This window comes from Chryseobacterium jejuense (assembly GCF_900100075.1).
GTDB classification, from domain to species: Bacteria; Bacteroidota; Bacteroidia; order Flavobacteriales; family Weeksellaceae; genus Chryseobacterium; species Chryseobacterium jejuense.
This window is the reverse complement of the sequence record NZ_FNEG01000002.1, coordinates 507,526-532,903: the sequence shown is the minus strand read 5'-3', so window position 1 is coordinate 532,903 and position 25,378 is coordinate 507,526. Positions and strand designations below refer to the sequence as shown.

Below are 25,378 nucleotides of genomic sequence, written 5' to 3'. Positions count from 1 at the left end.
ATTAATGTATAAATGTAAAATGTATCAATGTAAATACACTCTTTTATGAATGCTTTTTACATTGATACAAATGTACAGTTCTTATTTTAAAGTATTTACGTTATTTAAATCTTCAAATGCTTGTACTAATCTTGTAGAGAAAGTATCCTCACCTTTTCTTACCCAAACTCTTGGGTCATAGAATTTTTTGTTAGGCTTTTCTTCTCCTTCAGGGTTTCCGATTTGAGTTCTTAAATATTCTACATTGTTAACCATATAATCTCTAACGCCTTCTGTATATGCAAACTGAAGGTCAGTATCGATATTCATTTTGATTACTCCATAGTCAATTGCCTCTCTGATTTCTTCCAAAGTAGATCCTGAACCTCCGTGGAATACAAAGTTAATTGGCTTATCAGCAGTTCCGAATTTCTCCTGAACATATTTCTGAGAGTTGTCAAGGATTTTTGGGGTAAGAACCACGTTTCCTGGCTTGTAAACTCCGTGTACGTTACCAAATGCTGCAGCAATTGTAAAGTTATCAGAAATAGCTTTTAATTTTTCATAAGTATAAGCTACATCTTCAGGCTGAGTATATAGTTTAGAGTTATCAACGTCTGAGTTGTCAACACCATCTTCTTCACCACCAGTTACTCCGATTTCTACTTCAAGAGTCATCTGAAGTTTAGCCATTCTTTCGAAATATTTAGCTGAAATCTCAAGGTTTTCTTCTAAAGATTCTTCAGAAAGGTCTAACATGTGAGAAGAGTAAAGAGATTTTCCTGTCTGCTTGAAGAATTCTTCGTTAGCATCCATTAATCCATCGATCCAAGGTAATAATTTCTTTGCACAGTGGTCTGTGTGAAGAATTACTGTTGCTCCGTAAGCTTCTGCAAGAGTGTGAATGTGTTTTGCTCCAGCGATAGCTCCTAAGATTGCAGACTTTTGTCCGTCATTGCTTAATCCTTTCCCTGCGTTGAAAGCAGCTCCACCATTTGAAAACTGAATAATTACAGGAGAGTTTAATTTCGCTGCAGTTTCCATCGTAGCGTTTACGTTGCTTGATCCAATTACGTTTACTGCAGGTAATGCAAATTTGTTTTCTTTAGCATACTGAAAAATATCAGTAACTAACTGACCTGTGGCAACTCCTGCCGGAAAAATTCTGCTCATGTTTTACTTTTTATTATAAATTTATTAGGTGTTTAATTTCGCGTAAAGGTAATCATTTTTAAGCAATCACTAATTTCTTTTGTCGCGTCCCCAAAGTAGCTTCTGACGGATGGTTTCGTAAAAGCTCAAATTGTTGGGCTGCACCAAAAGAAGCTGAAAGTCTGCCTTTCTGATGATGATTTCCTTATCAGTTTCAATATGAATCAGTCTGGAGTCTAAAGACAAAGAGTATTGTGGTACTCTGCTTTCCACCCTGAACTTGATTTCCACTTTATCATTTACTACTAAAGGCCTTACATTCAGATTGTGAGGGGCGATAGGAGTGATGACAAAATTTTCGTTATTTGGAGAAATGATAGGGCCACCACAGCTTAAAGAGTAGGCTGTAGAACCAGTAGGAGTAGAGATAATAACCCCGTCACCCCAGAATACATTTAGAAACTCGTTGTTAATATAAGAATCCACCGTGATCATAGAGGTGGTCTCCTTTCTGGAAACGGTTACATCATTTAATGCATAAGGGAAAAATCCTTCCAGGTTCGGGGAAACTACTTGAATGACTGAACGACGGCTTGTTTTTACATCTCCTTTTAAGATAGAATCCAGTTCCTTAAAAGCTTCTTCTTTCGTAAAGAAGGCAAGAAATCCTAGTCTTCCGGTATTTACACCTACTACGGGGATCTCAAGATCTTCAATGAATGTTAGAGAGTTTACAATCGTTCCATCTCCACCAAAAGTGAAGAAAAGATCTACTTCCTTATCTAAAAGGTCCTGTTTATTGTTGAAAGTTTCGAAAATTTTCGAAAACTGAAGTGCTTCAGCCATTTCATCGTACAGAACAGATTTTACACCTCTGGTTTCAAGTTCAGAGATAAACTTGCTTAAATATAAAAAAGTATCAAGATCTTTTTTCTGAGAATATATGGCTACCTTCATGTTATATTTCTATAAATTTTTGGAAAAAACCGAATCGGTCTTTAAACAGATCGGATTTCTCATCAGAATAGTATTTTTCAACAATTCTGTAGTCGTACCGGTCAAAAGTTGAGTCTATCGAGGCCAGGTTTTCATTGCTGATCTTGATGGTAATATGAACTACCTCATCAGACATAAAACTAATGAACCCTCCATAAAATTTCGAGTTATTGCTCTCCACAATATTGGCAATTTCCGTCATTGAATATTTTCTGGCAGGAGTTTCTACAGTAAGAATAGCCCCTGATTCTGAAAATAATGGATAACGGGAAAGGTCCTGAAAAATATCATCACAGGTAATATAGCCTAAATACTTTTCATTCTTATTAATCACTGGGATTACATTAGAATTAAATGTATAAAACAGGCGGATACTATCCATGATATTATTATCATCCAGGATGGCAAATCGTTCGATCTGATGCTCAAGCTCCTTCAAAGTTCCACCATCTTCCTCGTATAAAAAGTCCTTAGCAAGGGCTCCGTAAAAGTGGTGGGATTTTTTGATGAAAACATGTGAATATCCGAAGTCCTCCAATGTCTTTCTTGCCGATTCTATAGAGTCCGACAGGTTAAAACATGGGAAATCTTTTGAGATATAGTCCTTGATAAACATTGTGCTAATTTATAAAAAATTAAACGAAACTTTTTCTGAAAACCCGACTTTTTTTAAGTTGAAACAAAAAAAATGCCGTTAAAATTTGTTTGTAAGGAAAAAAAAAGTACCTTTGTCGCCTTTCATTTTTACTTTTTATTAGATTTATTTCAAACTGCACTGTCTACTAATGACATATGCAGTTTTTTTATTTTAGGGCCTTTGCAAACTCCCACATCACAATTCCACCACATACACTTACATTAAGAGAATGCTTGGTTCCAAGTTGCGGAATCTCTAAGAATACATCCACATTAGGCAGTACCTCATCACTGATTCCTTCCACTTCATTTCCTAAAATTAAAGCATATTTTTTAGACTTATCAATCGTGAAATCTGTAATCATTTGACTACCGGTGGTTTGTTCAATTCCTATGATTTCGTATCCTTTGCTTTTCAAGTCTGAAATAGCGTTGTTGGTGTCTTCTTCATGAGACCAGTCTACACTTTCTGTAGCTCCTAATGCTGCTTTGTGAATCTCACGGTGAGGCGGTTGCGGAGTAATTCCGCAAAGGATTATTTTTTCAATTAAAAAGGCATCTGCCGTTCTGAAGGCTGCACCTACATTGTGCATGCTTCTGATATTATCTAAAATGATGACCAACGGAATTTTTTCAACGTTCTTAAATGTTTCTACATCTATTCTGTTTAGTTCCTCCAGTTTTAGTTTCTGTACCAATTGTATTATTTTGTTGAGATTAATTTTCCGTCTTTATAGACCTCTGTTTTTTCAATGCTTCCGTCTTCACGGTAATGAATTCTGTTGCCATTCCACTTATCATTAACGAATTCCGTTTCACGTTGTACTTTGCCTGAGGGATAAAATGCTTTCCATTTTCCGGTGGCAAGTCCATTATCATAAGTTCCGGTCTGCTTTACTGATTTTCCATCTTCATGAAAGAGTTTGGTTTCTCCATGCAGTTTTGCAAATTTGTAGTTGGAAACTTCTTCGGCAACTCCTTTTGGAGAATAAAAAGTGGCTGTAAAGCTGTTGTCATAAACATTTTTATCACCGTTTCTATAGAGTTCTTTAGCGGTAAGAGCGCCATTTTTATCATAGTAAATCCATTCTTTTACTTTGAAATCTTTCTTGAACTCACCTTTTGCATTTACTTTTCCATTATCATGATAAAAAATAGCATCCCCTTCTTTTTTCCCTTTCTTCCATTCAACCATATTTTTTACCTGTCCGTTGTCATAGAACTCCTTGCAGTTTCCTTCCTGCAATCCGTCTTTATATCCACAAGGTTTCTGTGCAAGACCCATGGTGGAAAAAGAAAAAAACAATAGAAAAATGTATTTCATAGCTATTTTTATTTCAAAAATAGTAAAATACTTATATTTGATTCAAAAATATACTATGAAAAAATTATTTACTTTATTTATACTGATGTTTTCTTTTTGGCATACACAGGCACAGAACACCTACTATCCGCAAGCTTTCTTTGATAAAAAAATGGCTCGGGATATGCTTGCCTTCGGAAATTCAACCATTGAGGGAGTAGCCTCTACCAAACAAAAAAATAATTGGGGAATTAAACCTCTGCTTGGACAGAAACATTATGCTCCGAAAGGAACGGTGATCATGCTTTTTCCGGTGACTCCTTATTTTGAAGAGTTTTATAATATGAGGAAGAAGTATGAAAACAAAAAGACAACAGTTTATATGTCTGAAGAAGCTTTTAAGTATAGAGTAGAAGCTTTAACAGATGACCACGGGAGATTTAAATTTGAAAAACTGAAACCTGGAAAATATTATCTTGAAACTATCGTGAATTTTACGGCAACAGGAAGCTATCAGCAACAGACCGGAACAACAGATACTTATAATGGATTGGGAGGATATCTGTATTCTTCACCAATTTATTCAACCTTTTTCTATGGCTATGATGCCGGCAATAGAGAAAGTAAGTTTGTAGAGATCAAACAGGATGGAGAATTAAAAGAAATCAACCTTTAAAAGGTTGATTTCTTATTTTTTGTTCATAATCTGATGAACATTCTTCTCAATATTCTGAGCTATGGTTTCCATTGGAATATCATTCTCGTCATTGTTGAAAGGATCTTCAATCTCTTCTGCAATTAGTTCCAGACTCATCAGTACATAATACACAAATACCGTAAGCGGGATCATGAAAAGGCCAATGGTAATAACGTAAGCAATAGGAAGAGCGAATACATAAAGAATGATGAACTTCTTAATAAATGACGAATAAGAATAGGGAATAGGTGTATTCTTAATTCGTTCACATCCACCGCATACCTCCAGAAACCCTGAAAGCTGAGTGTCTAAATACAGCATTTCAATCTCTGAAATCTTGCCTTCTTTTTTGAGCTGATTCAGTTTATGGCTTAAAAGGATGATAATTTCACTCGGACCGTGATTTTTCAATGATTTTTCAATTTCTGAGTAGTCTTCATCTAAAGCCAGTCGGGTCGATTCCTTAGAAAGATGTTTGGCTAAAAAGTGAGGAAAATATTTTAAATATCTTGAAATCTGTTCAGCGTCCTGACGGTTATCTCCAAGGATGGTATTGATCTTTATGGCGAAGTTTCGGGTATCATTCACGAGTTTTCCCCATAATTTTCTTCCTTCCCACCATCTGTCATACGCTGTATTGGTTCTGAAAACCAATAAAAGAGAGAGTACAAACCCCAAAAGGGAATGAATCATCCCTACATTACTGATTCCCGATTTTGTAGTAAGATGAAAATATCCCACCTCCAGGTACTGGATTCCCCAGGAATATAGTCCTACCAGAATCATGCTTGGGAAAAGGATCTTCAGGGTATCACTTTTATGCAAGCTGAAAAGGATTTTAATGAAATGTTTCGTGTTGTAGGCTCTCATAAATTCGCTTAATACCACAAATATAATTTTTTCAGAATAAAGTAGGAAGTCTGAAGCTGGAATAGGGAAGGTATTGAAACCGAAGAGTAGATTTAGCCTTTCCAGAAAAATCATTTATGGAATGACATATAGAAGCTTACAGACAAATAGTAACTTCCAGCTTCCTTCTTCTAGCTTCCCTCTCATTCATCTTAATTTTCGCAGTGTTCAAAAAAACACTATTTTTATTTCGCATTAAATACAAAATACATGATCCTCGAAAACGTAGATGTAGTCAATGATATCAGTAAAGAAGATTTTCAGAAGAATTATTTCAAAAAGCAAAAGCCTCTTTTAATTAAGAATTTTGCGAGCCGTTGGGATGCTTTTGACAAATGGAATCTTGGCTATATCCGTGAAAAAGCAGGGGATCAAGAAGTTCCTTTGTATGATAATAAACCAGCTGATGCAGCTAAAAGCTCTGATGCTCCGGTAGCCAATATGAAGATGAAGGATTATATTGATACGATAAAAAGTAAACCTTCAGATCTTAGGATTTTCTTCTATATTATTACAGACAGGCTTCCGGAGCTGCTTAAAAACTTCACGTATCCTGATTTGGGAATTAAGTTTTTCAAAAGGCTCCCCACTTTATTCTTTGGGGGAAGTGAAGCCCATGTATTAATGCATTATGATGTAGATTTGGGTGATTTTATGCATATCCATTTCGAGGGGAAAAAAAGAATTCTGTTATTCGATCAGAAACAGTCTCCGTTTTTATATAAAGTTCCATTGTCCGTTCATACCATCTACGAGGTAGATTATGAGAATCCTGATTACGAAAAATTTCCGGCTCTGAAGTATGCAAAAGGATATGAAATCTTTATGGAACATGGTGATGCTCTTTTTATTCCGGGAGCATTCTGGCACTTTAACAGGTACCTTGAGCCCGGGTTTTCATTATCGTTAAGAGCTCTTCCCAATAAACCGAATGTTTTTGCCAATATGCTGTATCATGTCTTTATTATGAGGTATACAGATAAGATTATGCGTAAGCTGTTTAAAGCTAAATGGATAAACTATAAACAAAAATGGGCGTACAAGAAAAGTTCAGAGGCTTTGGAGAAACATTTAGGAAAAAGATAAGATGGAAGATGGAGGCGGGAAGATGGAAGTTATTTTTGCCGAAAAGTCAGTTTAAGTTTTCCATTAAAACTATTTTATAGAATGATGCATAGAAGTTCACAGACTAATAGAAACTTCCAGCTTCATTATTCCAGCCTTAAAAAGCATTCTATCTATTAATCAGTCCGAAGATTTTGGCATCCACAAATTTTCCTTTTTCAAAAAAATAGTCTCTAAGCGTTCCTTCTTCCTGAAAATTTATAGAAGTCAGAAGTTTTTCGGAGGAAGTGTTGGCTGGATCAATAAAGGCATCCACACGATGTAGTCTCATGCTTTCAAAACCGAAAGTAAGAATAGGAAGAATGGCTTCTTTCATATAAGCCTGTCTCCAGAAAAGAGGATTAAGTTCATATCCAATTTCAGCTTTGAAATGTTCTTTGTACCAGTTATGATAACCACAGGTACCAATCACTTTTCCATCAGATTTCAGTTGCAAAGCCCAGCGGAAGCCTTTTCCTTTCTCAAATTCACTATTGAAATGCTGAATAATTTGCTGTGCATCTTCAAGAGATTTGAAGGTTTCAAGATCATAATATTCCATCACTTCTTCCAGAGAGAAATATTCAAACAAATCTTGGGTGTCATCAAGGGTAAGTTGGCGCAGAATAAGCCTTTCAGTTTCTAAAATAGGAAATTTCATGAAGGTGATTTTATGGTGAAAATACGATTAATTCCTGATAGAGAAAAGTTATTCAGGCATAACCATGAAACAATTCTGCAACCCTGGATTTATTTTTTTAAATTTGGGGCTCATTTTTTACTATGGCAAAATCGAAGAAGGAAACCCCGCTAATGACTCAATATAATACCATCAAGGGAAAATACCCTGATGCGCTTTTACTTTTCAGAGTAGGGGACTTTTATGAAACTTTTGGGCAGGATGCCGTGAAGACCTCACAGATACTGGGTATTGTTCTTACAAAAAGGAATAACGGAGAAGGAAGTGTAGAGCTGGCAGGTTTTCCACATCATTCAATAGACTCTTACCTTCCAAAATTGGTAAGAGCCGGAATGAGAGTTGCTATTTGTGACCAGCTGGAAGATCCTAAAATGGTGAAAGGAATTGTAAAAAGAGGAGTTACGGAACTGGTAACGCCTGGAGTAACCTTCAATGATCAGGTTTTAAATTCCAAGAAAAATAACTTTCTGCTTTCTCTTCATAAGGAAAAGGAGAAATATGGAATTGCTTTAGTAGATATTTCTACCGGCGAGTTTTTGGTAAGCGAGGGTAACCTTGAAAAGCTGCTCCATATTGTCAATACCTTCGATCCGAGTGAAATTATTTTCCAGAGAAGTGTACAGCTTCCGGAGCAGATTAAAAATAAGAATGCTTTTAAACTGGAAGACTGGGCTTTTCAATATAATTTTGCCTACGAAAAATTAACCAATCATTTTAAAACCAATTCCTTAAAAGGGTTTGGAGTGGAGACTCTTCCATTAGCTATTACAGCAGCCGGAGCTATTTTTGCCTATCTGGTAGAAGATACACACCATAACCTGCTTTCTCATATTACCAAACTTCAGATTATTCCACAGGAAGATTATCTGATGATGGATAATTTTACCTTAAGAAATCTGGAAATTGTTTATCCAAGTAACCCACAAGGGAAATCATTGCTGGATATTATTGATAAAACTTCAACTCCAATGGGTGGGAGATTGCTGAGAAGAAGGATTATTCTTCCTTTAAAATCGGTAGATGAAATTTCCAGAAGGCTTTCTCTTATTGATTTCTTAAACGAAAACGATCATCTTAAATATGAAATAGGACAACTGCTAAAATCAATTTCCGATCTTGACCGACTGATGGGAAAACTGGCTGCAGAGAAAATATCTCCTAAAGAGCTGGGTTATCTGCGTCAGAGTTTGATTAATATTCATACAATCAAAGCGTTATTGCACCCACATGCAGACGTGCTGGCTTGGTTAGAACCTTTATTTGATCTTGAAGAACTGATTAAATATCTGCAAAATCATCTGAATGAAGAGCTTCCGGTAAGTATTGCCAAAGGAAATGTTATTCAGAATGGAGTTTCTGAGGAATTGGACAGATTGAGAAATCTTCAGAGCAAAGGGCGAGGATTCCTGGATGAAATGTGCCAGAGAGAAATTGAAAGAACAGGTATTACAAGCCTTAAAATTGATTTTAATAACGTTTTCGGATACTATATTGAAGTTCGAAATACCCATAAAGATAAAGTTCCGAATGACTGGTTGAGAAAACAGACCCTTGTGAATGCCGAGCGATATATCACAGAAGAGCTAAAGGAATATGAAAGCCAGATTCTGGGTGCTGAAGAAAAGATTAGTGTTCTGGAAACTCAGCTGTACAGAAATGTATGTGCTGAAACTATGGTGTATATCGATCAGATTCAGGGGAACTCTAATATTATTGCGCAGATTGATGTTGCTGCAGGATTATCTGAACTGGCTGTTTCAGAAAGCTATACAAAACCTATTCTGAATGACGGTTATGCTATTGATCTGAAAGAAGCAAGGCATCCAATCATTGAAAACGCTCTTCCGTTAGGAGAAAAATATATTCCGAATGATATCTTCCTGGATAAAGATTCCCAACAGATCATCATGGTAACAGGGCCTAACATGGCCGGTAAATCAGCAATTTTGCGTCAGACGGCTATTGTATGTCTTTTGGCTCAGATTGGAAGTTTTGTACCTGCTAAACATGCTGAAATCGGACTGCTGGACAAAATCTTTACAAGGGTAGGAGCAACGGATAATATTTCTGCAGGAGAATCTACTTTCATGGTAGAAATGAATGAAGCTGCCAATATCCTGAATAATATTTCAGAACGAAGCCTTATTCTTTTGGATGAAATTGGCCGTGGAACCTCTACGTATGATGGGGTTTCCATTGCATGGGCTATTGCAGAATATCTTCACCAACATGTTACACAGGCGAAGACTTTATTTGCTACGCATTACCATGAGTTGAATGAGATGACCGTGAATTTTGAAAGAGTGAAAAATTTCCACGTTTCCATTCAGGAAAATAAAGGGAATATTATTTTCATGAGAAAATTGGTTCCCGGTGGCAGTGAACATAGTTTCGGTATTCATGTTGCCAAATTAGCAGGAATGCCTGCCAAAGTGGTGAACAGAGCAAATGAAATCCTAAAAACCCTTGAGGCGAGCAGAAGTCAGGAAGGAGGAGCTTCAGAGAATATCAAAAGGGTAACCGAAGAAAACATGCAACTTTCCTTCTTCCAGCTGGATGATCCGGTGTTGGAGAATATCAGGGAAGAGCTTACCAAAATAGATATCAATACTTTAACACCCATTGAAGCTTTAATGAAGCTCAATGCCATAAAAAAAATGATTGGAGGATAATCCAATCATTTTTCTTTTTATACGATTAGAAGAATGATTAACAGCAGTATCCGTCTTTGCCTCTAGGACCGATGATAAGGAAATGGCTTACTCCTCTGAGTTTACAAGTTCCTTCTGCGCAGTTAACTGCACCACCGTTGATTTCCTTAAGCTCAGTTTTCGTAAGCTTATTTTTTTGAATGACTGATTTTTTCATATCTTTTAATTTGTTTAGTTTGACTATAGTTGGCAACAGAATCCGTTTTGGTCTCCAGCTCCAAGTTGCCATGGTTCATCTATTCCCATACGGCAGAATCCGTCGTAGCAAGTATCACTTCCGTTACCTGTAATTTTTTTTAACTCACTTTTTTTAAGCTTCCTTTTCTGAAGTTTTAATGTTGTTTTCATAAGAACAATTTTAGTTGGATTTGATTATTTGGTTGAGGTTTCTGAAAAGTATTAACAGCAAGGTCCATCCTGAATTCCATAAACACCATATCGTTCTTCTCCGGTATTTCGGTCTGTACAATTAATTACCCGTGGGCAGATTGGGCCTGCTCCATTAATGAATTTCATTTCTTTCTTGGTAAGTTTCTTTTTCTGAATGTTTGATTTTTTCATAATAATTTAGTTTGGTTGTATTCAAATATACAAAATTATCTAAATAACTCTACGGATTGTGAAAAAATTCATTTACGTAAGATCATAAAAAATAGAGTCTTAAGATTTCTGATTTGCAATTATTTATTACATTTGAATATGAAGAATTTACTAAAAATCCTTGCTGTCTTTTTGTTCTGTACGATTTGTAAAGCGCAGCAGATGGAAGTCTCTGTTCTGAAATATGAAGACCTGGAAAAGAAAATCCAATCGGAGAAAGATAAGGTTCTGGTTGTGAATTTTTGGGCCACTACTTGTGCACCTTGTGTGAAGGAACTTCCTCACTTTATGGAAGTCAATAATCAAAACTCAAATAATTCTAAATTTAAGATGATTTTGGTTTCATTAGATAGGTTGGTGGATAAAGAAAGGGTTTTAAAATTCATTAAAAATAAAAATCTGACTGCTGAAGTTGTACTTTTAGACGATATTAAACGCATGAATACCTGGATTCCAAGATTTGAAAAAGAATGGGAAGGAAATATTCCGGTAACTATTTTTTATAAAAACGGAGAGAAAGTATATTTCAATGATGGAGAAATGAGCAAGGAAGATTTAGAAAAGACAATTACTGAAAATCTACAATAAATAATTGAGTATGAAAAATATGAAAACATTAATAGCAGCTTTCATTGCTGGGCTGGGATTGTTAAGTTTTACAACAACGAATCACGATAAAAATGAACCTCAAAAAGAAACTGTTTCAGTGGTAAAGGGTTATGAAGTAGGAGATGAGGCTGCAGATTTTAAACTTAAAAATATTGATGGGAAGATGGTTTCCCTGAGTGATTTTAAAACAGCTAAAGGGTTCATCGTGATCTTCACCTGTAACCATTGTCCGTATGCCAAGAAATATGAAGACAGAATCATTGAGTTGGATAAAAAGTACAAAGCTCAGGGATATCCGGTAATAGCCATTAATCCGAATGATCCGACTGTGCAACCGGAGGATGGATATAAACAAATGATAGAGAGAGCAAAACAGAAAGGTTTTACTTTTCCGTATTTAATGGATGAAGGACAGAAGATCTATCCGCAGTACGGAGCCACAAAAACACCCCATGTTTTTATATTGCAAAAGGAAAACAGTAAGAACATTGTAAAATATATTGGAGCTATTGATAACAATTACGATAACCCAACCGATGTGTCAGAATACTATGCTCAGGATGCCGTAAATGCTTTGATAAAGGGAGAACCGGTGAAAATGACAAAAACTGTAGCGATTGGGTGTACAATCAAAGTAAAGAAATAATATATTTGTCAGAATAAAAATCGGGGTTCTTTTGAATGCCGATTTTTTATGCTCAAACTTTTAATACAACATCAACATGAAATTCCAATTTAGCCTGAAATATCTTCTCATCTCCATTTTTATTTTTCTTATTGAGGTACTTATTGCGACGAAATTGAAGGATATTTTTTTTGTAAGAGCTTATCTTGGAGATGTTATTGTTGTCATACTGCTCTATACTTTAGTAAAGAGCTTCTTCAGGGTAAACAATGAAAAATTGATTCTTGGAATTTTAATATTTTCCTGCTTTATAGAAGTTGCCCAGTATTTCAATATTGCAGAAAAACTAGGCTTCCGTCCTGGAAGCCTGATGTATATTGTGATTGGAAACTCTTTCTCGTGGATTGATATTCTGTGTTATGCCGTAGGTTGTCTGTTACTCTATCTTTTCGTTACAATGACAAAAGGTCAGAACTTAACTTCAACACCCGATCTCTAGTACCTGCTATTAATCTATCTTCCAAAGCTGTCATACTTATCTTCAGCATATTTAATGAATCGGTTCAGTAGGGCTACATTATCTTTTTCCATAGGAGAAAGATCATTATCTACATTATTGGAAACCGGAATATACCAATTTGTCTGCTCGAAAAAGTCTCTGTACGTTTCTTTTTTAAAGGAATAGCCATGTCTTGCAAATACTGAGTTTTTGATAATTTCCATATCCAGTTTTCTTAAATTCTTAAGGTCTTTTTCGTTGAGCTTTTGCTTAGAAGCATTCAGTTTAAAGATGGCATCAGAAGCCACCCGGTTTTTGGATGTAGTGTAGCTTTCCGTTTTTCCATCGTCATCCGTATACTTCTCAACAAAATCTTTAGGATTGTTCCAGTCTACCAGATTGGAATCCGGATCAAGCATAAAGTTAGGGTTATAGACAAAGTCTTTTTTGATGAGTTTAAGAGATTTCAGAGGGGCTTTTACTGCTTTTTTATTAAAGGCATTCCATTTTCCGGTTAAGCTGTCTCCGTTCAGTTTTACTTCAAATCTGCCATCTGTTTTATCGTTTCCTGGTTCATCCAGAATAAAAGATTTGGAAGCCTCATTAAAAATTCCTTTTACGGGACGCTGATTTCCGTTTACAATGCTTTGGCCATAAACACTGTCTTTGGTAATTCTGTTGATCTTGATAGAGATTTTTTTGTAGACATTCTCATCATATTCAGAGCCATCTACATCATCAACTATTTTTTCCATGCCTGCAAAATCACCTGTGTAAACGCCATAATATTCTTTATGAACTTCAGGAATAACAACAGAATCTTTTTTTGCGGTTAGGGAATCTTTGTTGGATTCATTCGTTTTTCCGTCTTTCTTGCAGCTTATCAACGAAACGGCGAGCAGGGAAATTAAAGTGTAATGTAAAGTTTTCATATTAGTTTTTTTGTCATTAAGTATTCAATGATAAGGATGTTGGGAATCCAGCCCAGCCAGGCAATGATTTGGTAAACGTCCATGGGATTGGGATGGAATAAATATACAATAATAACCTTCCACATTCGCAATGTGATGGCTGATAATGTAAAAGCAAAACTCCGCCACATCCATTGCTTGTGCTCTTTAAATCTTTTTTGCCTGGCCAACTGATAAGCTTTGAAAGTGGAAAACCACCATAAAAAGCCCAGCATAACAAATGAAACCTTTGAAAATAGGCCTCCGTTGGCAAAAAATCCCATATAAAGACCTGATGGTGCAGCCAAAAGCAAAATGAGAAAAATATATACTTTCCCCATATTTCTGTGGAAGTTTTTCAGCCCGAAGTCTTTCCGGATGATGGCTAGAAACCCTGAAAGAAGGACAACAATACTGGTGTACACATGAGTGTAGAAAAAGTAGAGATATTCCGGCCTGTGTTCCACTTCAGTCTGTTTAATCATCAGGAAACTGATGTTGGGGTTTAAGGGAATATACTCCAGCGTTATTTTCAACATCAGCCAAAAGAAATATACAAATCCTATAATGAGAAGGATTTTGAAAAATGTGATATTTCTTTTGGCTGATAGCATTTTGTTAATTAAAGTTGACAACCACAGGAACTCTATACCATGTTTCTACAGGAGTACCATTTTGTTCTCCGGGAATCCATTTGGTTTTCATAGATTTCAGTACTCTTTCCACTTCACTATTTAGATCTTGATTGTCACCAGTTACTTCCACCTTTGCTATTTTACCATCAAGGTCTACTATGAATTTAGCATTGGACCGTATTTGTCCACTTCTCGCTCCTCTTATACGGCCTGTTTTAATTTCTTTGGAAATATCTTTTATTAACGTTCCAATTCCTCCAGGATATTCTGCTGCTTTACGTTCTTTCTTTTCCTGGAAAATACCGTGGGTAGGGAGAGGATCTTTTATCTTTATCTGAGAAAAAGCATAGGAGGATCCTAAAAGTAAGACTAATAATGATAATTTTTTCATGGATTATAGTTTTTTATATTCTACAAGTTATTCAAATCCTGTGCAATCAGCCAGCCTTCACTCCAGCATGCCTGGAAGTTGAAACCTCCGGTTACTGCATCTATATTTAAGACCTCTCCGGCAATATAAAAATTAGGAAGAACTTTTGAGGACATGTTTTTGAAGTTAATTTCCTTTAAATCAATACCTCCTGCTGTTACAAATTCATCTTTAAATGTAGATTTTCCTGTAACCTGAAATTTCTTTTTGCAAAGATTTTCCAGGATTTTCTGCATCTCTTTGCCTGAAATATTGGCAACCTGTTTGTTGAGATCCACTTTTGAAATGTCCAGAATTTTCTGCCAGAATCTGTTCGTAATATCAAAGATTTTCGATTGGCCGATGGTCTTTTTGGGATTGCTTTGTTTGAAGTTGTTGAAAATTTCTTCTGCATCTTCCATGTCTATGGAAATAAAATTCACTTCAATTTCAAAATTATATTTAAGTTTTGCAAGACTGATGGCTTCCCATGCTGAAATTTTCAGAACAGCAGGTCCGGAAAGTCCCCAATGGGTAATCAAGAGTGGTCCGCTTTCCTCAGTTTTTAATTTAGGAATTGAAATCCCGGCATTTTCAAAACTGGTTCCCGGAAGATCTTTTAAAAGGTCATCTTTAATATTAAAAGTAAAAAGAGAAGGAACAAGGTCTATAATCTTATGTCCTAGATTTTCAACAATTTTCAACGATTTTGGAGAACTTCCGGTAGTATACACAATATAATCAGCCTCAAAGTCTCCGGAATTGGTTTTTACAAGATATTTTTCATCCTGTTTTTCAATCTCTTTTACACTGCATTTTGTTTGTACCACCACATTTTTCTTTTGAACTTCATTCAAAAAAGTATTGATGATGGTTTGTGAAGAATTACTTTCAGGGAAAGTCCTGTTGTCATTTTCTACTTTCAATGGAACATTTCGCTGATCGAACCATTCCATAGTATCTCCCGGTTGAAATTTGGTAAAGACACTCAGTAATTCCTTGTTTCCACGGGGATAGAATTGTACCAGCTCTCTTGGATCAAAGCAGGCGTGGGTAACATTACATCGTCCACCTCCGGAAATCTTAACTTTCTGAAGGACATCTGAGTTCTGTTCTAAAATCGTAATTTTGTATTTCTTTTCGTCAAGGTTGGATGCGCAGAAAAAGCCTGCAGCACCGCCTCCGATAATAATGATCTGTTTCATGTATGTGTAATCCTATGCTGAAGATTATTTTTTCAAAAGTACAATTTTTATAAACCATCTTATTTGAGTATTTTTGAAGATTATAATTTTAATTATACCAAAAACGATTTCAGTATGATTTTCTACCATAAATTTGAAGTGCGTTGGAGCGATCTTGATGCCAACAAACACTTAGCCAATTCATCATATGTACAATATTGTGCGCAAGCCAGAATGGCTTTTATGACCAAGGAAAAAATGGGGGTTACCCAATTAAGCAGATGGGGAATAGGCCCTGTTATTCTGCACGAAAGATATTCTTTCTTTAAAGAGATCTATGCGGATCAGATTGTGATTGTAAGTGTAGAAATAGACGGATGTTCTGATGATTCTTCCATCTACCGTTTCGTTCACAAGTTCTATACTCCGGATGGTGTGCATTGTGCTACTTCCGAAGCTACAGGAGTTTGGATCGATATGATGCTAAGAAAAATGACCACTCCACCAGATGATGTAGTGGAAGCTATGAATAAATACAAAAGCCCGGAAACAGTGGTGTTATCAAAAGAAGACTTTAAAAAACTTCCTTTCCACCCACACAATATTGATCCGGCAGAAATTAATCTATAAATGATGAATGATAATTGATACATGATGTTCCTAGAGGAGCTGAAAGTAAGATTATCAATTATCGCTTATCAGTTATCATTGATAAATAAAATTTTATGTTTGAAGATAAATCACAGGAGCTGACGCCCATTTCAAAATTAGGAGAGTTCGGTCTTATTAAGCATTTGACTGAGCATTTTCCATTATCCAATGAATCTTCGGAACTTGGGGTAGGAGATGATGCGGCAGTAATTAACCCTGGTAATAAAAAAGTAGTTCTTACCACAGATGTGTTGGCGGAAGGAGTACACTTTAATTTAGGTTACGTTCCGTTAAAACATTTAGGCTATAAAGCGGTAGTTGTAAACCTAAGTGATATTGCTGCTATGAACGCTATTCCTACACAGATTTTAGTTTCTTTGGCTGTTTCCAACCGTTTTCCGGTAGAAGCTTTAGAAGAAATTTATGCGGGAATTCAGGCGGCATGTACAAGATATAAAGTAGATTTGATTGGTGGTGATACTACAAGTTCCAACTCAGGATTAGTAATGAGTATTACGGCTGTAGGAATTGAAACTGACGAAAATATTGTTAAAAGAAGTGGGGCAAAATCAAATGATCTTCTTGTAGTAACAGGCGATTTAGGAGGTGCATACATGGGACTGCAGGTTCTTGAAAGAGAGCATGCCGTTTATCTTGCGGATCCGAATATGCAGCCGGAAATGGAAGGTTACGATTATATCCTGGAAAGACAGTTGAAACCTGAAGCAAGAACAGACGTTAAAAAGATTTTGGAGGAGCTGGATATTAAACCAACTTCCATGATTGATATTTCAGACGGCTTGGCTTCTGAGATTCTTCACCTTTCCGATCAATCTAAGGTAGGATTCAGATTGTATGAAGAAAAGGTACCTATGGACAGCCTTACCATCTCTACAGCAGATGAAATGAATCTAAACCCGGTAATGACAGCCTTAAGTGGTGGTGAAGATTATGAATTGCTGTTCACAATTTCACCAAATGATTTTGATAAAATTAAAAATCATCCTGACTTTACCATTATAGGTCATGCGGTTGAAAAAGAAGAAGGAAACTTTATGGTAGCAAGAGGTTCTAACCAGTTAGTGGCTCTTACTGCTCAGGGATGGGATGCCTTTTTAGGAAGCCAGAACGGATAAGATTTAATTTAATTTTAAATATTGTAGAAAACCGCAGCACTTTTTTTGCTGTGGTTTTTGTTTATTGATAACCTTTTTTAAAATACAGTGATGAATATACCAGAAAAAGAAATCCCGGTTCACCATCTTACTTCTGAAAAATTTCAGATGAGCACATTAAGTGCAGCTGGCCCGGAGAACTTCCATGATGTGCACCGGCACAATTTTTTTGAAATTATCTGGTTCAGAGAAGTGTACGAAAAAAGCCGTCTTGAACTGGATTTTGAAAGCTACAAACTAGAAAATAATCAAATCTGTATTATAGCACCAGGACAGGCTTTCAATATGAAAATAGAAGGCGAGGAGGGATATGCAATGGCGATAAGCCGGGAAATTTTCAACGAAGCCTGTGATATAGAATCAGTACTCACGGGAGGAGAGCTGCCGTTTTTTTTAGATCCTAAAAACGAAAAGACATGCAGTACCATCCTGTCATTGATTGAGCAGGAATATAAAGCAACAGCAAGAACTGAACTCTTAAAGGCATATCTGAAAGCATTTTGTATTATCATTGGAGAGCAAATAAAACCTCAGGAGCCTTTGTTGAATGACCGTCAACGTATTCATGAGCTGGTGGTACTTATTGAGAAGCATTATATAGTAGAGAAAGAAACAAGCTTCTACGCTGAAAAATTAAAGATAAGCACTCACCATCTTAATGATATTGTACGTCTTTTGAGAGGAACAACAGTAAAGAAAATGATTTCTCAACGTTTAATTCTGGAAGCGAAAAGAGAACTAAGTTTTGGTGCTCTTACGGTAAAGGAGATTGCTTTTAAGCTCGGTTTTAACGATGCTTCATATTTTTCAAGGTTTTTCAAGAAACATACAGGGCAAAACCCTGACAATTTTAAGAATAATGAAAAAAGGTAATCTTCAATATTTACAATTAAGGTAGATGTAAATTGGCTTTTTTTATTTGTTTTTTTATTTAAATCTTCACTTTGTCCTATACTTCCTTCAGTTCTTGTATTGTAATCTGCTGCTTTTTAAGGCAATTTTGCACACTGAAAAAAATCGCCTGTGAAGGCTTACAATTTATGAAGAAGTTAGGTATTGTAGTGTTTATTTTAGCGCTACTCAACACGTTGGAATCTCTAAGTATAGATCTTTATCTTCCTGCTTTCCCAAGCATGGCCGATATTTTTAAAACCGATATCGGGCACATCCAGATCTCTATCTCAGTTTTCTTTGCCGGATTTGCTTTCGGACAATTATTATGGGGACCTCTATCAGACAAAACAGGTCGTAAACCGATGCTGTATTGCGGGCTGCTCTTTTTTATCATAGGGACAACAGCTATCTATTTTACCTCAGATATTTATGTTTTATGGGCGATGCGTTTCTTACAGGCATTTGGAGGAAGTGCAGGAATTGTGATTGGAAGAGCCATTATTATTGATCTTTATGATAAGCAGAAATCCGTAACCATTTTCGCACAGCAATCACAGATCAGTGGTATTGCGCCTATTGTAGCGCCTTTGATGGGAAGCGTATTTCTGAAATATTGGGGCTGGAATAGTTCATTTGCTTTTTTGTGTATTATGGGACTGATTACATTCTTCATGGTATACAAATACGTTCCGGAAACAAACGTAAGAATCAGCCAGCCTGATAATGTAACAACAGAAGAAAAAGGCTTAAAAGAGCAACTGAAAATGATTATTTCCAACAAAGAATTCATCAACAGTACAATGGTTGGAAGTATTGCATTTGCCTCTTTGATTATTTACATTTCAAATGCTCCGTTCTTATTTATGGAAATTCATGGATTTTCCAGTGAGACTTTCAGTTTTATATTTGCATTCAATTCATTAGCTTTAATTACGGCGGCTTATCTTACGCCTAGATTAATCAAGAGAATCAGTAATTCAACGCTTTTATTTGCAGCAACTTTAATGTTATTGATAGTATGTACTCTTCACATTTTTATAGCAGCAGAAAACCTTTCTATGGTATTAGAAATAGGGATGTTGTATCTATCACTTCTGGCTATTGGAATTCTGTTTCCTCTTACTTCAGCGCATGCTCTATCTCCTTTTAAAGAGGGAAGAGGTACTGCTGCAGCACTATTAGGATTTATGCAATTAATGGTAACTTTTTTAATATCAGGATTACTAGGCTTTTTAGAAGCAGACTCTATTTTACCGATGGTGGTAACCCGCGCAGGTATGGCATTAGTTGCTGTATGGTTTGGATATCAGATCTTTAAGGATAAAAAAGCTGTAATGCAGGAATCTGTTGCTTAAGTGGTAGAGAAGTTAGAAGAGTAAATTTATTGAAAGCCGAAAAACTAATCCGGTATTTCTGATTTTTCTGGATTGTAGTACTCTATTTATGGTAACTTTAAGTAATCCAAAAGGCTAATAGTAACTTCCAGATTCCCTCTTCGGGCTTCCAGCTCGTTGAACTTTATCCTTCCATTATTTCTATTGGTCATACCATTCGGACACTTAATCAAGTAATTTTTGTAAAAAATAGTCAAAAGGTTCTCTTTGCATAAAATTTAGAATATGAAAAGAAACCTTTTGACGGCTTTTTGCTGTCTGCTGCCGTTAGGATATTGGGTAAATGCCCAGTCGGGAATCTCTGCTGAACTTAAAACAGAGTATATTCCGGCCTCCAATTATATCCGTCCGGAAGACAGCACAAAAACCAATTCCAAAAGTGATTTTAAAAGAGTAGACCTTACGCTGAGTATTCCATTATCTGTAAAAAAAGACAAAGAAGGTAAGGTAAAGGCTTGGTCTATGCTACTGAGTGGCTCCTATGCAAAAATGTCGCACAAGAATTATGAAACTCCGTTATTTCCGGATCAGATGCTGAACGCTCAGGTTGGATTGCAGCATGTAAGACCTTTAGGAAAGAAATGGAGTATGATGATGATGGCTTCAGTTGGAGTATATACTGATATGGAAAAAGTAAGCTTTGATGATGTTCTGGGGCAAGGTGGAGTCGTATTTATCAGACATTTTAATCCTAATCTTGCTTTGGGGGTCGGGCCGGTGCTTACCACTGCGTTTGGGGCTCCAATGGTTCTGCCATGGATCTATTTCGATTGGAAAACCAGCGGAAGAGTTAAGTTCAGAATTAATTTCCCGGAAGGAGCAGAAGCCGGATATCAAGTCTCAGATGCTTTTACTTTAAAAGCTGTGGTTAATCTTAGTGGAATGACTGTAGAAAGGAACAAGGACGGGAAATCTATTATGTTTGGTTATCAGCAGATCACAGCAGGTCTAAAACCGGAAATCAAGATCAATGATAAGTTGAGTATAGGAATAACGGGAGGTTCAACCCTGGTGAGAAGCTTCACGGAAAGTGAGCGAAAGATCAAAAGCATTTTTAAAGAGAAAAAAATTGCAGATCCTAAGTTTTCCAGTACATTCTATGCGGCTGTATCCCTACGCTGGAATCTACCTTAAAATATGAGAAAAGAGGCCGGAATGTATTTATTTGATCTATTTTTTAACTTGAATAATTCCCCCAACACCTTCTGGCCTCCTTCTTTTATTTACTAATTAACTTCTTGTAAACTACCTGATTAAGTAATTCCTCTTTTCGGGTACGGGAAATAGGAAGCTCTGTTTTATTGATAAACAAACGACCTCCGGAAATCATATCAATATGAATGATGTTGATTAAAAATGATTTATGAATCCTGAAAAAATGTTCTGAAGGCAAAGACTCTTCAATCGCTTTCATTGTCTGATGAATAACCAGCGATTTATCCTTAAAATGCAGCTTGGTGTAGTTCTGCATACTCTCAATATATAAAATATCCACCCAGGAAACCTTGATAAAGGTATCGGATTGTCTTACATACAGAAAAGGATCATCCAAAGGAGTGTTTTTCTTTAATTTTTCATTGATGATAAACTGTTGCTGTGCTTTATTTACAGCCTGATAAAAGCGGTTAAAGGCAATAGGCTTTACAATATAATCCACCACCTGAAGCCGGAATCCTTCCAGCGCATACTCAGAATAAGCGGTTGTAAAAATACATAATGGAGGGTTTTCAAGTTGTTCCAAAAAATCAATACCATTCAGGTAAGGCATATTAATATCAAGAAAGATAAGATCTATTTCGCTTTCCTTTACCTTGGCATCAGCTTCCAGAGCAGTAGCACAGGTTCCAACTACAGATACAAAATCGATCTGATCTGCCAGTTCTTTAAGATGGAATCTTGCCAGAGGTTCATCATCTACGATCAGGCATTTCATTTTGGGGATATTATTGCTCATTTTCAGATAGTTTTAAGGTTAAAGTTACTTTATAGACAAGATTATCAGACTCAATTTTAAGATCATAAGCATCAGGATACTGTAATTTCAGACGTTTCTGTACATTTTGCAGACCAATACCGCCATCTTTCTTTTTGTGAACAGCCATTTCCGAATATGAATTTTCAACATAAAAGGAAAGGATATTATTTTCCTCTTTACAAAAGATTTTCACATAGCCCGTTTGCCCGGGAAGTCTGCAGACATACTTAAAAGCGTTTTCTATAAAAGGAATCAATAGCAGAGGAGCAATGAAAGCCTTTGTATTATTGATTTTTAAATTAGCATCTACATTCAGTTCATTTCCCCATCTTAGTTTTTCTACTTCAACCAGATTTTGGAGATATTCAATTTCTTTGTCGAGAGGGACAAGGTTTTGATTGCAATGATAGAGCTGGTATCGTAAAATATCTGAAAATTTCATTAGTAAAAAATCAGCAAGTGCTGTATCTGTTTTCATGAGAATATGAATGTGGTTCAGAATATTAAATACCACATGTGGATTAATCTGATCCTGAAGCAGCTTAAGTTGATTTTCCAAATGAGCTTGCTGAAGGAGAATATGGTCCCGTTCTATTTTTTTGTGCTCAAGATAGAATTTAATACCACATGTAGCTACACTGATCATAAATGCAGCAGGAAGAGCCATATAAAAGCCCTGCCATAAAATGGGTAAATGATCATAGAAATTAGGAGGCAGGTTAACTGTAGGGGCCACCTGAAGATAAGTGAATGTGAAAGAATAAGCAATGCTCAGAATTAAAATGTTCACTACTGCCTGTATCAGGAAGACCTTCATCCTTTTTGCCCTTAAGGCTTTGGGAAGAAGGTTATAAGTTAGATGATAGGTGAATATAAAAGAACTTATTACAATGGCTATCGTTTGAAGCAGAGCAATAAATCGATCCGTATTTGCCTGAAAATTGATCCATATGGCAACAGCAAAAACACACCAGAAACAGAGAGAGAAAATATATTCTTTGAAAACAATGGGTTTAGTCATGGGTTGGTCTGAAGAGAGTTTACAAAAAATTAGAAACTGCAGATTTACAGTTTCTAATCAGTCAAAGATAATTCAAGTTTTTAGAATAAGAAATAACCGATTCCAAGACTAAAGCTGTGAGGTTTCGATTTATACTCCTTACTGATGTTGGATAACCCATGTTCATACCTAAGATCTACCGTGAAGTTTTTATAATCTAATCCTATTCCTCCGGTAATTCCGATATTGGATTTATCAAACTTATTAAAACCTTCCTGCAGGGATTCCGAAATCGATAACTTATTGTTAAAAGCATAGCTGTACACGCCACCAGCAAATGCTCTTATATTGAAATCATCGGTTTTAATGAATTTGTATCCTATCACTACAGGAATATCAATAGAATTCCATGTTAGTTTTGCAGCATTTCCTCCATTGGCTTCGTAGGAAGTTTTTCTTTTGTTGAATAATGTTTCGCCTTGTACATACAGGCTTCCGATATCCAGTCTTGCCATTACCCCTGCCTGATAGCCGAAGCCGTATTTCCCTTCCAAGGAAGAAGACTCCGTTGAGGTTTTTGTAAAATTTGCGCCACCCTTAATTCCAAAGTGTAAAGATGGCGTTTGCTGAGCCTGTGTCTCCATAGAGCATGTGATGCATAGTAATAATGAGCAGAATGCTAAAAATTGTTGTTTCATAAATTGATTACTGTTATAAATTTGATGCAAAACAACAGATCTGCAAGCTGAGCGGGAATTTTATTTGATGAATGGCAGAAATCCTTTGACGAGAATCCTGTTTTGAATGAAAAAAAATCGGAAGCCATTATAGCTTCCGATAGATTGTTGTTTGATTTAATTTTAATAAGGCTGTTCTGTGCAGTCGTTCGGGGGAATACATCCGCCTCCGCCGCCAGTACCTCCACCGCCTCCGCCAACAGAAATACATTGTCCCGGGGTTCCGTCTTCATACATTTCACAGGCTTTTCCCCAGGCACATTGGCAGTCGTTCTGGCAATTATAAGAATCTCCTCCCATATGGCAGCTGTCTATTCCGTTACCAAGAATCGTTGAAAGATCCTTTCTCAAAAGTTTTTTCATTTGTTTCATAGTTTAATTTGGTATTAAATGTTATCGTTTAGGATTGTGCATCCTTTGTAAATATAACGAAATAGTCTTAAACAATTGTAAATGAGTAGGGTCTGTGGGTTTTTATTAAGTACAAAAAGCCACTCATACAGTGGCTTTCTTACAATTATCATTTTTTCTTTAAAAAATAAAGTCCTTTTGATACAGCAAGTATTCTTTTTTTAATAAAGGAATAGTACCCTCATATCTGAATGGAGCAATTCCAAAACCATAAAACATATCCGCCTGTATTCTGCCTTTTACAGAAAAAATACCTTTTCTTTCAGGGATAACTGTTAATCCTAAAGAAGAAAGGGCAGATGCTCTTCCCCTTAATCCTGAATTGGCAATAGGTATAGTGACAAACATGAGCCCTACAGCTCCTTTTGCTTCCAGGCCTACCTCTGCAGACAGATTTCCTTCCAATCCGGTGATGGCAGGGTCAGATTTCTTCTGTAAATTGATATTCAGGGCCGGAGCTTTGCTCACTAGGAAGTTGGCATTTCCTTCAAGGTCCAGAAGCTTTCCCTGTACTTTTCCTGTTGCCTGTACTCCAACAAATGGACCCGCAGAAACGGTAGGGCTTAAAATGAGCCCAGTAGGTCCAAGTACAATGGGAACAATTGGAATATTCAGGTAATCTGTAGTGCTTGCCGTATATCCAAGACTTCCTACAATGCTTGCCGTACTCTGAAGTTTGATATCATCCATGATAAAGTTTACGTAATAATCAGATAAATGACCCCATGAAAAGGAAATATGATAATCAATTTTAGGGGTAAATCCTCCTTTTACATTCACACTGGATGTACCGGCCGAAGATAATGGAAATGAGAAAGTTTTGTCAAAATTGAAACGATTAAACTCAACTATTTTTTGATTTTGAAAGTTTTTAGCTTCTATAGAAAGGATTTTATTATTGATTTCTTTAGAAACCAATCCTTCTACGGGAATATAATTAACCATTTTTCCATTGATGCTAACCGGCGATTTATCTGAAGGGTCATAGACTCCGCTTAAAGTTCCGCTGTAGATAAATTCCTCAAGCTTAGCACTGGAGGTTTGTACAATAAATCCATTATTTATTTTAGAAACGGAAGTTACTTTTGATAGAATCGTATTCACCTGGTCACCATCTATTTTTGTACCTACAATAACAGTTCCCGTCGAAATACTGTCTGTTTGGGGAGTCGTACGGTTAAAAGTAATAGTTCTTTCATCCTGGGAAGAAATTGCGTTCACAGATTCATCATTCAGGATCATCACATTTTTTTGTAAAGTCAGATTTCCCAAGGTTTTCAGTGCAGTGGATTCTGTTGTTTTTTCAACAGGAGTATCCGCCGGATCATCCTGAGAACAAGACGTTAAAAGAAACACGCAGAAAATAGCAAAAAGAATAGAGAAATAAAACTTTCTGCTGATTTTGAATAAGTTAGATTTTATTTTCATAAACAGAAATTTGAA

30 protein-coding genes are annotated in these 25,378 nt (G+C 36.2%); 11 read left to right on the top strand and 19 right to left on the bottom strand.

Going from position 1 to position 25,378, the window contains the following annotated elements; all coding sequences use genetic code 11:
- Positions 1-81: 81 nt before the first annotated feature.
- The 5 genes from fbaA to BLS98_RS07955 form a co-directional block, all read right to left on the bottom strand.
- Positions 82-1,152, bottom strand: a complete 1,071-nt coding sequence (gene fbaA, locus BLS98_RS07975) for a class II fructose-bisphosphate aldolase (protein ID WP_065395591.1) — start codon at positions 1,150-1,152, stop codon at positions 82-84.
- A gap of 69 nt (positions 1,153-1,221) precedes the next feature.
- The gene (locus BLS98_RS07970; protein WP_089735290.1) at positions 1,222-2,088 is read right to left on the bottom strand and encodes an NAD kinase; all 867 of its coding nucleotides are present in this window, start codon (positions 2,086-2,088) and stop codon (positions 1,222-1,224) included.
- Between the two features lies 1 nt (position 2,089).
- A complete protein-coding gene (locus BLS98_RS07965) occupies positions 2,090-2,743 on the bottom strand; it encodes a CBS domain-containing protein (protein ID WP_089735288.1) in 654 nt (217 codons plus the stop codon).
- A gap of 187 nt (positions 2,744-2,930) precedes the next feature.
- Complete coding sequence (locus BLS98_RS07960) at positions 2,931-3,461, bottom strand: RNA methyltransferase (RefSeq protein ID WP_089735285.1); 531 nt, start codon at positions 3,459-3,461, stop codon at positions 2,931-2,933.
- A 5-nt stretch (positions 3,462-3,466) separates the two neighbouring features.
- Complete coding sequence (locus BLS98_RS07955) at positions 3,467-4,087, bottom strand: toxin-antitoxin system YwqK family antitoxin (protein WP_089735284.1); 621 nt, start codon at positions 4,085-4,087, stop codon at positions 3,467-3,469.
- Positions 4,088-4,142: 55 nt separating this feature from the next.
- Between BLS98_RS07955 and BLS98_RS07950 the strand changes: the two genes are divergently transcribed.
- Positions 4,143-4,742 carry a hypothetical protein gene (locus tag BLS98_RS07950; RefSeq protein ID WP_089735282.1) on the top strand — a complete coding sequence of 200 codons (600 nt, stop codon included), beginning with the start codon at positions 4,143-4,145 and terminating at the stop codon, positions 4,740-4,742.
- A 12-nt stretch (positions 4,743-4,754) separates the two neighbouring features.
- Here BLS98_RS07950 and BLS98_RS07945 read toward each other — a convergent pair whose 3' ends face one another.
- A complete protein-coding gene (locus BLS98_RS07945) occupies positions 4,755-5,747 on the bottom strand; it encodes a bestrophin family protein (RefSeq protein WP_228425484.1) in 993 nt (330 codons plus the stop codon).
- 135 nt (positions 5,748-5,882) lie between these two features.
- Here BLS98_RS07945 and BLS98_RS07940 point away from each other — a divergent pair, with 135 nt between their 5' ends.
- Entirely contained in the window at positions 5,883-6,758 is an 876-nt protein-coding gene (locus BLS98_RS07940) for a cupin-like domain-containing protein (protein WP_089735280.1), read from the top strand.
- A 148-nt stretch (positions 6,759-6,906) separates the two neighbouring features.
- Here BLS98_RS07940 and BLS98_RS07935 read toward each other — a convergent pair whose 3' ends face one another.
- Positions 6,907-7,437: a GNAT family N-acetyltransferase gene (locus BLS98_RS07935; RefSeq protein ID WP_089735278.1), complete on the bottom strand. Its 531-nt coding sequence runs from the start codon at positions 7,435-7,437 to the stop codon at positions 6,907-6,909.
- A 122-nt stretch (positions 7,438-7,559) separates the two neighbouring features.
- Here BLS98_RS07935 and mutS point away from each other — a divergent pair, with 122 nt between their 5' ends.
- Positions 7,560-10,148 carry a DNA mismatch repair protein MutS gene (gene mutS / locus BLS98_RS07930; RefSeq protein ID WP_089735276.1) on the top strand — a complete coding sequence of 863 codons (2,589 nt, stop codon included), beginning with the start codon at positions 7,560-7,562 and terminating at the stop codon, positions 10,146-10,148.
- Between the two features lie 37 nt (positions 10,149-10,185).
- On the opposite strand, the gene BLS98_RS23250 is transcribed toward mutS, so the two are convergent.
- From BLS98_RS23250 to BLS98_RS23240, 3 genes are read right to left on the bottom strand one after another with little or no spacing between them, the layout of a single operon-like run.
- A complete protein-coding gene (locus BLS98_RS23250) occupies positions 10,186-10,344 on the bottom strand; it encodes a hypothetical protein (protein WP_167356187.1) in 159 nt (52 codons plus the stop codon).
- Positions 10,345-10,367: 23 nt separating this feature from the next.
- Positions 10,368-10,535, bottom strand: a complete 168-nt coding sequence (locus BLS98_RS23245) for a hypothetical protein (RefSeq protein WP_167356186.1) — start codon at positions 10,533-10,535, stop codon at positions 10,368-10,370.
- A gap of 51 nt (positions 10,536-10,586) precedes the next feature.
- A complete protein-coding gene (locus BLS98_RS23240) occupies positions 10,587-10,748 on the bottom strand; it encodes a hypothetical protein (RefSeq protein ID WP_167356185.1) in 162 nt (53 codons plus the stop codon).
- A 138-nt stretch (positions 10,749-10,886) separates the two neighbouring features.
- Between BLS98_RS23240 and BLS98_RS07925 the strand changes: the two genes are divergently transcribed.
- The 3 genes from BLS98_RS07925 to BLS98_RS07915 all read left to right on the top strand — a co-directional run bounded on the left by BLS98_RS07925 (position 10,887) and on the right by BLS98_RS07915 (position 12,520).
- Positions 10,887-11,375: a TlpA family protein disulfide reductase gene (locus BLS98_RS07925; RefSeq protein WP_089735274.1), complete on the top strand. Its 489-nt coding sequence runs from the start codon at positions 10,887-10,889 to the stop codon at positions 11,373-11,375.
- 10 nt (positions 11,376-11,385) lie between these two features.
- Positions 11,386-12,042, top strand: coding sequence for a thioredoxin family protein (locus BLS98_RS07920; protein WP_089735273.1), 657 nt, complete (start codon positions 11,386-11,388; stop codon positions 12,040-12,042).
- 76 nt (positions 12,043-12,118) lie between these two features.
- Positions 12,119-12,520: a ribosomal maturation YjgA family protein gene (locus BLS98_RS07915; RefSeq protein ID WP_089735271.1), complete on the top strand. Its 402-nt coding sequence runs from the start codon at positions 12,119-12,121 to the stop codon at positions 12,518-12,520.
- Between the two features lie 14 nt (positions 12,521-12,534).
- On the opposite strand, the gene BLS98_RS07910 is transcribed toward BLS98_RS07915, so the two are convergent.
- Genes BLS98_RS07910 through BLS98_RS07895 form a run of 4 tightly spaced genes read right to left on the bottom strand, consistent with a single transcriptional unit; the run spans position 12,535 to position 15,719 of the window.
- The gene (locus BLS98_RS07910; protein ID WP_089735269.1) at positions 12,535-13,452 is read right to left on the bottom strand and encodes a YARHG domain-containing protein; all 918 of its coding nucleotides are present in this window, start codon (positions 13,450-13,452) and stop codon (positions 12,535-12,537) included.
- On the bottom strand, positions 13,449-14,084 hold the full coding sequence (locus tag BLS98_RS07905) for a DUF2306 domain-containing protein (protein WP_089735267.1): 636 nt from the start codon (positions 14,082-14,084) through the stop codon (positions 13,449-13,451). The genes BLS98_RS07910 and BLS98_RS07905 overlap by 4 nt, the downstream gene beginning before the upstream one ends.
- 4 nt (positions 14,085-14,088) lie before the next feature.
- Positions 14,089-14,496: an energy transducer TonB gene (locus tag BLS98_RS07900; protein WP_089735266.1), complete on the bottom strand. Its 408-nt coding sequence runs from the start codon at positions 14,494-14,496 to the stop codon at positions 14,089-14,091.
- 20 nt (positions 14,497-14,516) lie between these two features.
- Positions 14,517-15,719 (bottom strand): BaiN/RdsA family NAD(P)/FAD-dependent oxidoreductase, encoded by a 1,203-nt coding sequence (locus tag BLS98_RS07895; protein ID WP_089735263.1) that lies wholly within the window; start codon positions 15,717-15,719, stop codon positions 14,517-14,519.
- A 114-nt stretch (positions 15,720-15,833) separates the two neighbouring features.
- Between BLS98_RS07895 and BLS98_RS07890 the strand changes: the two genes are divergently transcribed.
- From BLS98_RS07890 to BLS98_RS07870, 5 genes are all read left to right on the top strand, one after another.
- On the top strand, positions 15,834-16,328 hold the full coding sequence (locus BLS98_RS07890) for an acyl-CoA thioesterase (RefSeq protein WP_045491999.1): 495 nt from the start codon (positions 15,834-15,836) through the stop codon (positions 16,326-16,328).
- A 95-nt stretch (positions 16,329-16,423) separates the two neighbouring features.
- Complete coding sequence (thiL, locus tag BLS98_RS07885; RefSeq protein WP_089735261.1) at positions 16,424-17,485, top strand: thiamine-phosphate kinase; 1,062 nt, start codon at positions 16,424-16,426, stop codon at positions 17,483-17,485.
- Positions 17,486-17,575: 90 nt separating this feature from the next.
- The gene (locus BLS98_RS07880; protein ID WP_089735259.1) at positions 17,576-18,397 is read left to right on the top strand and encodes a helix-turn-helix domain-containing protein; all 822 of its coding nucleotides are present in this window, start codon (positions 17,576-17,578) and stop codon (positions 18,395-18,397) included.
- Between the two features lie 167 nt (positions 18,398-18,564).
- Positions 18,565-19,773, top strand: a complete 1,209-nt coding sequence (locus BLS98_RS07875; protein WP_089735257.1) for a multidrug effflux MFS transporter — start codon at positions 18,565-18,567, stop codon at positions 19,771-19,773.
- Between the two features lie 264 nt (positions 19,774-20,037).
- Positions 20,038-20,946 carry a DUF6268 family outer membrane beta-barrel protein gene (locus tag BLS98_RS07870; RefSeq protein WP_089735255.1) on the top strand — a complete coding sequence of 303 codons (909 nt, stop codon included), beginning with the start codon at positions 20,038-20,040 and terminating at the stop codon, positions 20,944-20,946.
- Positions 20,947-21,031: 85 nt separating this feature from the next.
- On the opposite strand, the gene BLS98_RS07865 is transcribed toward BLS98_RS07870, so the two are convergent.
- From BLS98_RS07865 to BLS98_RS07845, 5 genes are all read right to left on the bottom strand, one after another.
- Positions 21,032-21,766 (bottom strand): LytR/AlgR family response regulator transcription factor, encoded by a 735-nt coding sequence (locus BLS98_RS07865; protein WP_089735254.1) that lies wholly within the window; start codon positions 21,764-21,766, stop codon positions 21,032-21,034.
- The gene (locus tag BLS98_RS07860) at positions 21,756-22,808 is read right to left on the bottom strand and encodes a sensor histidine kinase (RefSeq protein WP_089735252.1); all 1,053 of its coding nucleotides are present in this window, start codon (positions 22,806-22,808) and stop codon (positions 21,756-21,758) included. Before BLS98_RS07860 ends, BLS98_RS07865 begins: the two co-directional genes overlap by 11 nt.
- Before the next feature lie 80 nt (positions 22,809-22,888).
- On the bottom strand, positions 22,889-23,485 hold the full coding sequence (locus BLS98_RS07855; protein WP_089735251.1) for a porin family protein: 597 nt from the start codon (positions 23,483-23,485) through the stop codon (positions 22,889-22,891).
- Positions 23,486-23,647: 162 nt separating this feature from the next.
- Positions 23,648-23,887 carry a hypothetical protein gene (locus BLS98_RS07850; RefSeq protein ID WP_139166088.1) on the bottom strand — a complete coding sequence of 80 codons (240 nt, stop codon included), beginning with the start codon at positions 23,885-23,887 and terminating at the stop codon, positions 23,648-23,650.
- A gap of 168 nt (positions 23,888-24,055) precedes the next feature.
- Positions 24,056-25,363, bottom strand: a complete 1,308-nt coding sequence (locus BLS98_RS07845) for a hypothetical protein (RefSeq protein WP_089735247.1) — start codon at positions 25,361-25,363, stop codon at positions 24,056-24,058.
- Positions 25,364-25,378 lie beyond the last annotated feature (15 nt).